The organism is Pseudoalteromonas prydzensis, assembly GCF_011050055.1.
In the GTDB taxonomy this organism is placed as follows: domain Bacteria; phylum Pseudomonadota; class Gammaproteobacteria; order Enterobacterales; family Alteromonadaceae; genus Pseudoalteromonas; species Pseudoalteromonas prydzensis_A.
In genome coordinates this window covers 1-10,172 of sequence record NZ_DRGM01000192.1, presented here as the reverse complement: position 1 = coordinate 10,172, position 10,172 = coordinate 1, and the positions used below count along the sequence as shown (strand labels likewise).

General features: G+C 40.1%; 10 protein-coding genes. All 10 read right to left on the bottom strand.

Going from position 1 to position 10,172, the window contains the following annotated elements; all coding sequences use genetic code 11:
• Positions 1-684, bottom strand: a 684-nt coding sequence (locus ENH88_RS19805; protein ID WP_304184970.1) for a ParA family protein, incomplete at its 3' end; no start/stop codon positions are given.
• Between the two features lie 14 nt (positions 685-698).
• Positions 699-1,319 (bottom strand): 16S rRNA (guanine(527)-N(7))-methyltransferase RsmG, encoded by a 621-nt coding sequence (rsmG, locus tag ENH88_RS19800; protein WP_304184969.1) that lies wholly within the window; start codon positions 1,317-1,319, stop codon positions 699-701.
• 15 nt (positions 1,320-1,334) lie between these two features.
• Positions 1,335-3,224 (bottom strand): tRNA uridine-5-carboxymethylaminomethyl(34) synthesis enzyme MnmG, encoded by a 1,890-nt coding sequence (gene mnmG, locus ENH88_RS19795; RefSeq protein WP_304184968.1) that lies wholly within the window; start codon positions 3,222-3,224, stop codon positions 1,335-1,337.
• A 429-nt stretch (positions 3,225-3,653) separates the two neighbouring features.
• Positions 3,654-4,103: a flavodoxin domain-containing protein gene (locus ENH88_RS19790; RefSeq protein WP_304184966.1), complete on the bottom strand. Its 450-nt coding sequence runs from the start codon at positions 4,101-4,103 to the stop codon at positions 3,654-3,656.
• A gap of 638 nt (positions 4,104-4,741) precedes the next feature.
• Positions 4,742-5,503: an isocitrate lyase/PEP mutase family protein gene (locus tag ENH88_RS19785; RefSeq protein WP_304184963.1), complete on the bottom strand. Its 762-nt coding sequence runs from the start codon at positions 5,501-5,503 to the stop codon at positions 4,742-4,744.
• Between the two features lie 258 nt (positions 5,504-5,761).
• A complete protein-coding gene (mnmE, locus tag ENH88_RS19780) occupies positions 5,762-7,126 on the bottom strand; it encodes a tRNA uridine-5-carboxymethylaminomethyl(34) synthesis GTPase MnmE (RefSeq protein ID WP_304184961.1) in 1,365 nt (454 codons plus the stop codon).
• A 138-nt stretch (positions 7,127-7,264) separates the two neighbouring features.
• Complete coding sequence (gene yidC / locus ENH88_RS19775) at positions 7,265-8,941, bottom strand: membrane protein insertase YidC (RefSeq protein ID WP_304184960.1); 1,677 nt, start codon at positions 8,939-8,941, stop codon at positions 7,265-7,267.
• Between the two features lie 8 nt (positions 8,942-8,949).
• Entirely contained in the window at positions 8,950-9,225 is a 276-nt protein-coding gene (yidD, locus tag ENH88_RS19770) for a membrane protein insertion efficiency factor YidD (RefSeq protein ID WP_304184959.1), read from the bottom strand.
• A 126-nt stretch (positions 9,226-9,351) separates the two neighbouring features.
• Positions 9,352-9,777 (bottom strand): ribonuclease P protein component, encoded by a 426-nt coding sequence (gene rnpA, locus ENH88_RS19765; protein WP_016710423.1) that lies wholly within the window; start codon positions 9,775-9,777, stop codon positions 9,352-9,354.
• 7 nt (positions 9,778-9,784) lie between these two features.
• Complete coding sequence (gene rpmH / locus ENH88_RS19760) at positions 9,785-9,919, bottom strand: 50S ribosomal protein L34 (RefSeq protein ID WP_004335215.1); 135 nt, start codon at positions 9,917-9,919, stop codon at positions 9,785-9,787.
• Positions 9,920-10,172: the final 253 nt, after the last annotated feature.

The following is a 10,172-nucleotide window of genomic DNA, read 5'->3' as shown; positions in this document are numbered from 1 at the left end:
TGGTGCACCAAAACTGGGCGCTTCTGCTAAACGTACATTACGTGGGATCACGGTGCGGTATACTTTATCGCCAAAATGCTGTTTAAGCTGCTCAGATACATCATTGGCCAAACGATTACGCGGATCGTACATAGTACGTAAAATCCCTTCAATCTGTAGTTTTGGATTAACTAACTTGGCTAATTGGGTAATAGTGTCCATTAATGCGGTCAAGCCTTCTAGAGCATAATACTCGCATTGCATAGGCACTAAAATAGAGTCGGCGGCTGCCATGGCGTTCACTGTTAACATATTCAGTGAAGGAGGGCAGTCGATAAAAATAAATTCGTACTGGTCCTGAATTTTTTCAAGCGCGTTACGTAACCGCACTTCACGGGCATAGAGTTCCATGAGTTTGACTTCTGCTGCGGTTACATCACCGTTGGCAGCAATCATATGGTATTCGCCTGACGTTTCTTTGATGATAACGTCATCTATAGGTTTATCTTCAATGAGTAAGTCGTAAATAGTTGGCACGTCACCATACTTATCTACGCCACTGCCCATAGTCGCATTACCTTGCGGATCAAGATCAATTAACAGCACTTTGCGTTTGGTTGCAGCCATAGACGCAGCGAGATTTACAGCGGTGGTAGTTTTACCCACACCACCTTTTTGATTTGCTAATGCGATGACTTTTGCCACAGTGTCTCTGATCCCTAGTCTTTAGATAAAATAATTAAATGCCTTTGAGCATCTAACTTAGGCACTTCCAAGGAGATTTTTTGCTCGAATTTAATACCCGCAGGTAATGATTCTAGCTCCTCACTTGGAAACACGCCTTTTAAAGCAATAAATTTACCTGAATGATCAATCAAGTGCGAACACCAGTCAACCATATCTTGTAAAGATGCAAATGCGCGACTTAATACACCATCTAATTTAACACTTGGTTGATAATCTTCAACTCTAGACTGCACTGGGGTTACATTTTTAAGGCCTAGCTCATGTTTTACTTGCATTAAAAAACGCACTCGCTTGCCTAAGCTATCTAGTAAAACAAATTGTGTGTCTGGTAATGCAATAGCTAACACAATACCAGGCAGCCCTGGACCTGTTCCAACATCAATATAATGATGACCGGGTAGGTAAGGGGCAACCACTAGGCTATCCATAATATGCTTAATCATCATATCCTCAGGTAAACGCACTGAGGTTAAATTATAAGCTTTGTTCCATTTATTAAGTAATTCAACATATTGAACGAGTTGTTGCTGTTGTTTTTCGGTTAGCGCAATATCAGTTTGCGCTAACAAAGTGGTTAATTGTTGCTGTAACACAGTATTCCTTAATGGCTACGCAATTTTGCGCAGCAAGCCTTGCTTCTTCAGATACACTAATAATAGCGAAATCGCCGCAGGCGTGATACCTGAAATACGCGATGCTTGGCCTATCGTATCAGGACGCGCCTCAGTTAGTTTTGCGACTACTTCATTTGATAAACCTGAAACAATCGAATAATCATAGTCTTTCGGTAGAATAGTCAACTCATGACGAAGCTGTTTATTGATCTCATCTTGTTGACGAGCAATGTAACCTGCGTACTTAGTATGGATCTCAACCTGCTCTAATGCAGCAGCGTGATCAAACTCAGATCCTAAGCCATCGATCGCCATTAGATCGTTATAACGGATCTCAGGACGACGTAATAATTCTTCTAAACTAGCTTCACGCGTTAATGGTGTTTTAAGTAAGCTATTCACTTGCTCAATAACAGCATGATCTTTATGGATCCAAACGTCTTTAATACGTTGTGATTCTTTGGCTATAATGTCCATTTTGTCATTAAATGCCTGCCAACGCTCATCATTTACTAAACCTAATTCACGGCCTTTGGCTGTTAAACGGATATCAGCATTGTCTTCGCGTAATAATAAGCGATATTCAGCACGGCTAGTGAACATACGGTACGGTTCTTTAGTACCTAGCGTTGTAAGATCATCAATTAACACACCTACATAAGCTTCATCACGACGTGGTGTCCAAGCTTCTTTACCTTGTACTTGCAACGCCGCATTCATACCAGCAATAAGACCTTGCGCACCGGCTTCTTCATAGCCAGTAGTACCATTTATTTGGCCTGCAAAGAATAAGCCGTCGATAAACTTGGTTTCTAACGACTTTTTAAGATCGCGTGGATCAAAGAAATCATACTCGATAGCGTAGCCTGGACGACAAATATGTGCATTTTCAAAACCAGTGATCGATTGCACTATCTCTAATTGCACATCAAACGGTAAGCTCGTTGATATACCATTAGGGTAGAGTTCATAAGAAGTTAAACCTTCAGGCTCAACAAAAATTTGATGCTTGTCTTTATCGGCAAAGCGAACAATTTTATCTTCAATTGAAGGGCAATAACGCGGGCCAATACCTTCAATTACACCAGAGTACATAGGAGAGCGGTGTAAATTGTTACGGATTACTTCATGGGTTTTTTCATTGGTGTAAGTGATATAACAAGCAATCTGTTGCGGGTGATCGGCTTGTTTACCCATAAATGAAAATACCGGTGTTGGTGCATCACCTGGCTGTTCTTGCATTTTACTAAAATCAACAGTGCGTGCATCAATACGTGGTGGCGTGCCCGTTTTTAAGCGATCAACGCGAAATGGTAATTCACGTAAACGATTTGCTAAAGCAATTGAAGGTGGATCACCAGCACGACCGCCTTTAAAATTTTCTAAACCAATATGGATCTGTCCACCAAGGAAAGTGCCTACGGTTAATACCACAGAAGGTGCGCTAAAACGCAGTCCCATTTGGGTTACAACACCGGTTACTTTATTATTTTCTACAATCAGATCATCACACGATTGTTGAAAGATCTTTAGGTTATCTTGATGTTGTAAAATATCTTGAATAGCCGCTTTATATAATGCGCGATCAGCTTGCGCACGAGTCGCTCGTACAGCTGGGCCTTTTGAAGAATTTAAAGTACGGAACTGGATACCACCTTTATCGATCGCTTGAGCCATTGCACCACCAAGTGCATCAATTTCTTTGACTAAATGACCTTTGCCAATCCCACCAATTGCTGGATTACATGACATTTGACCAAGGGTATCCATATTATGAGTCAGCAGTAGCGTATTCATACCCATACGTGCAGCAGCTAACGCAGCTTCTGTACCTGCATGTCCACCACCAACAACAATAACATCAAAATTTTCGTGAAAAATCATTTCGGGATCCTACTTAAATCAACCAGCAAACTTCCAAGGGGGAGCGTATTCTACCTATAAATTGTCAGAAGATAAATGATTAAACTATCGGCAAGATCTAAGTAAATGATCTCTAATAATATAAAGGATCTTTTAAAGAGATCTTTTATTACTGTTACTACTACTGAACAGCATTTCTGTTGATAAGGTTTAATTCACTTATTAAAACATAAAGTTAGATCGGATCTAAAGGTGTTAATATGATCGGATCTAACTGATTATAAGCTCTGATCAAAAAGGCTCTTTATACACAGGGGGTGTTGGATCAGATCTTATCCAATGGATAAGATACCTTTAAAACGCAGTTAGATCATAGGTTATCCACAATCAGATCTAAATACTCAGTAAATTGTGGGTAACTTTTAATTTGGATCTAATTTGTGATCTTAACTAAATGCGCTTTATTTGCTCGATCCAGCTTGGTAACCAGGCTAATGCGGTTTCTTCAGGCAATTCTTCATCAAGAATATTCAATTCTAAGCGATCTGCTATACAGTGCGCGCCTTTACTTACTAATAGTTGTTCTAGATTACGGCCTGCTAGATTATAGGTATCATAACTGGTGTCACCCAAACCAATAACACTAAACTTTAATCCTTTTAAATCATTAACTTGATTAAGATCTTCAATGAAGGATAAAAGGTTTTCAGGGTAATCGCCAGCACCATAAGTAGAAGTACACAATAACCAGATAGTATTTTCTTGGTCAATCTGTGAAAAGTTAGGTTGATCATGAACTTCGGCAGTGATCCCTTGAGTAACTAACTGCTCCGCAAGTTGCTCACCCACATACTCAGCAGATCCCATTTGGCTACCTATAATGATATTAACGGAGTTCATAATTCTATTTGATCACACAACTGCTTACTTATGGGCTTATGATAACTGAGTTTACTCTGCAGTAAAGCCTTGAATGGAAGTTTGTATAAGTATTTAAGGTACAATTTTTGATGTTTTTTATTTTAATGTTGTAATTTATTGATATATATAAATAAAATAAAGTATTCCAATATGTAATCTTCTGATCAAGCTGTTGATAAAAAGTGGGAAAGCTGGGTAGTAAAAGTATAAGATCTTATTTTTGTTATACTAAGTTATTGATTTTATGTTTTATGAGCGGTGAAATTTCGTTTCATTAAGAATTTTAAAACGGCTGATCAGAATGTGGATAGATCGCCTGTTGATAACGATCTTTTTTGCTGTAAATTAATTTTCAGAAAGTTAAAAATTATTTTAAAAAGGGTGCAGATTGGAAAATAAACAGCAATAAACGACGATTTAGCGGGTTTATTGTACTGCTTAGCTAGTTTGATCTAACAAATAGCGTGTTTATTATCGATCGTTTTGTGAAAAATGAGCAAAAAAGCCCAAATTGTGGATAACAATTTGGGCTCGCATAGATCAATTTTCAAATATGCTGTTATTTATGCCACTAATCTCGATTTTAATTTTGTTTAATTAGCTTTGAAAAACCATTGTTAGAATAAATGATCGCAATTTTTTGTGCATTTAAAGGTACAGCCAGCCGTTAAAATAAAGCTTTTTGTGGCATCAAACAGGGTATTACCAAGCGAAAATCGCTGTACACCTTGCGCAAATAACATGCGAGAATTGCTTACAGAGTCGTCAGCCATTATATTAAGTGGCACATTAAGTGAAGTTGTTATTTGCTGGATCGCAGCTAGATCCGTTAATCCAGGAATGAAAATACCATCAGCGCCAGCTGCTTGGTAAGCCAAAGCTCTGGTTATTGTCGGGTCAATTTGAGCTGTTTGCAGGAAGCAATCTGTTCGCGCATTAATAAATAATTGCGAAAAACCATGCCTGTTTAATGTGTTTTTAATGGCTGTTAGGATCGCTACTTGCTGTTCTTGAGGTCGTAATCTTCCCGTTACTTTATCTGAATCTTCAATATTAATACCGACAACACCTAATTCAGCCACGGCTAAAACATGCTGGCAAATGGTGTTTACGTCATTACTGTAGCCAGATTCAATATCGATCGAAATAGCAATATTAACGGCATTTATGATTGGTTTTAGCTGGTTTAGAAACTCCTCAAATGAGCATTGTTCGCCATCTTCTTGACCCCGTGCTTGCGCCATTCCCCAGCTGGTTGTTGCGATAGCACAAAAGCCTGCTTGTGCTAATAATCGAGCACTAAGTGGATCCCATGCATTTGGGAGTATAAACGGTTGATCTTGCGTATGTAATTGATGAAAGGTTTGGTATTTATTCATAATGATCTCTAAAGTGAATTTCATTATGACTATAAAAAAATTACGGTGACTACGCTGGCCAAATTCGGCACTGAACGTAAATTTTAAGCTCGTTGTAAAAACCAAAAAGACAGTGATAGCTGCTGATATTTAGAGCGGTTGGTCAAGGCTGGCTATAAAATAACGGTGTATATATATTTTTTTATTGAATAGAGCTAAGAACATGCTGGTTTTTGAAAGGAATTAAGAGTGCTTATATAAGCACTCTTAATTTTTTAATTATTTCCCGATACAAAATGAGCTGAAGATTTTGCCTAGTAGATCGTCAGAGGTAAATTCACCGGTGATCTCGTTTAAGTAGTTTTGTGTTAAACGTAGTTCTTCAGCGAGGATCTCACCGGCAATATGCATCTCTAATTGGTCTTTGCCAGTTTGTAAATGATGAGCTGCGCTATCGAGTGCATCTAGGTGACGACGACGGGCCATAAAGCCTCCTTCGGTAGCACCTTGAAAACCAATACATGCCTTTAAGTGAGTACGAACTAACTCTATACCATCAGCATTTTTAGCGCTTAAGCTGATCACTGGGTATTGCTGGTTTTCACTCATGCCGACTTCATCACCCGATAAATCGGCTTTATTACGGATCACAGTGACCCCCATACCTTGCGGTAGCTTGGCCATAAACTCTGGCCAAATAGCATGCGGGTCGGTGTCTTTGGTATCTGTACCATCAAGCATAAAGAGTACGCGATCGGCTTGATTTATTTCATCCCAGGCGCGTTCAATGCCTATTTGCTCAACGCGGTCTGGGCTTTCCCGTAGACCTGCAGTATCGATAATATGTAGCGGCATGCCATCAATGTGAATATGTTCTCGTAGTACATCACGGGTGGTGCCGGCAATTTCAGTAACAATGGCGGCTTCTCTACCTGCTAGCGCGTTAAGTAAACTTGATTTACCGGCATTAGGGCGACCTGCAATCACCACGCGCATACCTTCACGCATAATGCTGCCTTGTTTTGCTTGATTGGTCACATTGCTTAGCTGGGTGATAATGGCATTTAAGTCACCGGCGACTTTACCGTCAGATAGAAAATCGATTTCTTCATCGGGGAAATCAATGGCGGCTTCAACGTACATACGTAAGTGAATGACTTTTTCAACTAAGGTATCAATGTGCTTAGAAAACTCGCCCTGCAGTGATTGTAAGGCGCTTTTAGCGGCTTGCTCACTGGTAGCATTAATTAAGTCAGCAATGGCTTCTGCTTGGGTTAAGTCCATTTTGTCGTTCATAAAGGCGCGCTCAGAAAACTCGCCAGGTTTGGCTAAGCGCACACCGTCAATTTGGCTAATTTCTTTAAGTAGCATATCCAGTACCACAGGACCGCCGTGGCCTTGTAGTTCAAGTACATCTTCGCCAGTGAAGGAGTTTGGCCCAGCAAAATAAATAGCAATACCTTGATCAAGTTGCTCGCCAGCAAGACTGTTAAATGGCACATAATCGGCGTAACGCACCTTAGGGCAGCGACCAATAATCTGCTCGGCAACGGTTTTTACTAAACTGCCAGAAACGCGAATAATACCAACGCCACCACGACCAGGGGCGGTTGCTTGTGCTGCAATTGTGTCTTGATTGATCATGCTAGTAATTTACCAACTTTATGAATAACGATATGTGCGTATTGTAACCTATGCCGTTATTTGTAGCGAATAGCTGTGGCTAAAAACAGCCAATAAAAAAGGCGACCGAAGTCGCCTTAATTGAAGTAATTGAGCAAATTAGCCCCTTACTTTTATTCCTTTCTTTTCCATACCGCGATAGATGATCAGCATCTGTGCGATAGAGATAAGGTTTGATACTAGCCAGTAAAGTACTAGGCCAGATGGGAACCATAAGAAGAACACTGAGAAGATAACCGGCATAAAGGTCATCATCTTTTGTTGCATAGGATCGGTTACCGTCATTGGTTGTAGCTTTTGCGTCACAAACATACTGGCACCAAATAAGATGGGTAGTACGTAGTATGGGTCTTTCGCAGATAAGTCAGTTAACCATAAGAAAAACTCTGCATGGCGCAGCTCTGTTGATTCTAAGAATACATAAAATAGCGCTAAGAAGATTGGCATTTGTAACAGAATAGGGAAGCAGCCACCCATTGGGTTTACTTTCTCTTTGCGGTACATTTCCATAGTCGCTTGGCCGAATTTTTGACGGTCATCACCAAACTTTTCTTTTAATGCAGCCATTTTAGGCTGTAAAGCACGCATCTTCGCCATTGACGTGTATTGTGCTTTAGTTAGTGGGTACATTAATGATTTAACAATAATAGTAATGGCAATAATCGCCAGACCCCAGTTGCCAAGGCCCCCAATGTTTATATCAAATAATCCGAAGAACGAACCTTCACCTGAGTATAAAAACTTAAGTAGTTCAAATAATGGTTGTGAGATAAACCATAACCAGCCGTAGTCGACAGTTAAGTCTAGGTTGTGATGAATCGCGGCAAGTTTATCAGACTCTTTCGGGCCCATGTAGTAAGTTGCGCCAATCGTTGCTTGTTGGTTAGCTTGAATATTTACCGGCTCACCCTTAGCACCTATGATTGCTGCATTGCCTTTAGCAATTAAGCTGTAAAGGGTGTTTTGCTGTTCCTGTACAGGTACCCAAGCACTTACAAAGTAGTGTTGAATAAAGGCAACATAACCACCTTGGGTATTAATACTGAGGTTTTTGTCAGCCATGTCAGAAAAGCTGTATTTTTCGTACTTTTCATCGCTTGAGCCGTAAGCCGCACCTAAGTAATTTTGATCAACTAAACTGCCTTTTTCTTGTACTGTGCGCTTAATTTGCGTGTATAACTGTACTTGAATTGGCTCGGCTGTGGTGTTGTTTACTGTGTATTCTAAGGCAACATCGTATAGGCCTTTTTTGAATACATACGTTTTAGTAAAACGAACACCTTTGCTATCAGTGAATGTAAGCGGTACGCGTAACTCATCACCATTTAGGGTGAAGCTCTTTTGCTCAGTGCTATAAATTGGGCGCCCGTTAGCTGCTGCATCTGGACCATTTAAACCAATTAAACCACTTTGCGAGAAGTATTGATTACCATCAAACTCACCTAAAAGCATAAATGGTGTTTCTTTACCTTTTACTTCTTCGTATTGCAGTAAGTCGGCTTCAACAATATCACCACCACGGGTGTCAATTTTAACTTTGAATACGTCAGTGGTAATTTCAATAACCGAACGTTTCGCGGTTGTTGCTGCAGTTGGTAACTCACCGTCAGTTGATGATGGAACATAATCATCAGAGTCAGGGGAATTAGTTTGTAGTGTTTGTGTGTTGGCACTAGGATCGACTTTTGGTGCGTTGTAGTCACTATTCCACTCTTGGAACAATAAAAACGATACAAGCATCAAGCCGATGAATAAAAACGTGCGTTGCGATTCCATAACAGCTCTTATTTCTCGTGTTGGTGGTTAATATGGGTTAATTTTTCAGGTACGGGGTCATCCCCACCTGAATGTAAAGGATGGCATTTTAATATGCGTTTAACCGCTAACCAACTCCCTTTTACAGATCCATGCAAATTAATTGCTTGAATAGCATAACTGGAGCAGGTTGGATTAAAGCGACAATGCGGACCTAACAGTGGACTAAGCCACTTTTGATAACCACGAATTAATAACACTAAACAACGCTTAGGAAAAGCAACAAGTGGTCTAAGTAACCTCATGGTGTTCAAGCCTCTGCGTAATATTTAGTGAATGGGTACCATGAATTTAAACGCCCAAAATGGAATTTTAAATGCATGATTAAAAGGTGAGCTAAAGATACCTTAATTAACCCTATAATTCTATTGCTATTGGCTCTGTTTATTGGATTTAGCCGATTTGTTGGGACGTTTTTTAAACGGCGGTGGTTTTGGTGCACCAGGTTTACAGCGTTCGTTAATTTTACGCCACAATTTAGTGAGTTGTTTGGTTAGCTCTTCATTTGACTGTTCATCGATACCACTTTTAACCATCAGCACAATATCGATATTATCAATAGTGTGTTGGTTTAAACGAAAACTTTCGCGAGCAAGACGTTTAATACGGTTTCGTTGGCAAGCTTTTTTAACCCGTTTTTTAGCGACAGTGAGTCCTAAGCGAGGTTTTGCTTGGTCATTGGGTTTTGCTAATAAGGTAAAGAAAGGAGTTGCGGCCCGAGCGGGTTCATTAAAGATGCGAGAGTAATGCGAGGGAGTTAACAGACGTAACTCCCTGCCAAAGTTAAAGTCTTCCACTTATATATTAAGCAGAAAGAACTTTGCGGCCTTTAGCGCGGCGACGAGCTAATACTTTACGGCCATTTACAGTTGCCATGCGAGCACGGAAACCGTGTGCACGTTTGCGTTTTAAAACGCTAGGTTGAAAAGTTCTTTTCATAACAATTCCATCCGATCGGTTAAAGGTTAAAACATCCTATGCAGGTCGCGATCCTGGCACAGGTGCCATTGCGAGCGCGAGATATTATCGATGAAGTGCCTTAAAGTCAACCATAATCGCACTTATAATAGAGTGGCGGTAATAGATAGTTTTGCGGGATCTGCTAGGATCCTTATATTTAAGAAGTTTTCCACAGGGTCTGTATAAAAAGTGCATAAAAGCTTGGGGTAACTAAAATAGATCACATAATTTG

What these genes read in the sequence shown, in the direction of transcription:
- mnmG (WP_304184968.1), bottom strand. Translation starts at nt 3,224, where the DNA reads ATGATTTTTCACGAAAATTTTGATGTTATTGTTGTTGGTGGTGGACAT.
- ENH88_RS19790 (WP_304184966.1), bottom strand. Translation starts at nt 4,103, where the DNA reads ATGAACTCCGTTAATATCATTATAGGTAGCCAAATGGGATCTGCTGAG.
- ENH88_RS19785 (WP_304184963.1), bottom strand. Translation starts at nt 5,503, where the DNA reads ATGAATAAATACCAAACCTTTCATCAATTACATACGCAAGATCAACCG.
- mnmE (WP_304184961.1), bottom strand. Translation starts at nt 7,126, where the DNA reads ATGATCAATCAAGACACAATTGCAGCACAAGCAACCGCCCCTGGTCGT.
- yidC (WP_304184960.1), bottom strand. Translation starts at nt 8,941, where the DNA reads ATGGAATCGCAACGCACGTTTTTATTCATCGGCTTGATGCTTGTATCG.
- yidD (WP_304184959.1), bottom strand. Translation starts at nt 9,225, where the DNA reads ATGAGGTTACTTAGACCACTTGTTGCTTTTCCTAAGCGTTGTTTAGTG.
- rpmH (WP_004335215.1), bottom strand. Translation starts at nt 9,919, where the DNA reads ATGAAAAGAACTTTTCAACCTAGCGTTTTAAAACGCAAACGTGCACAC.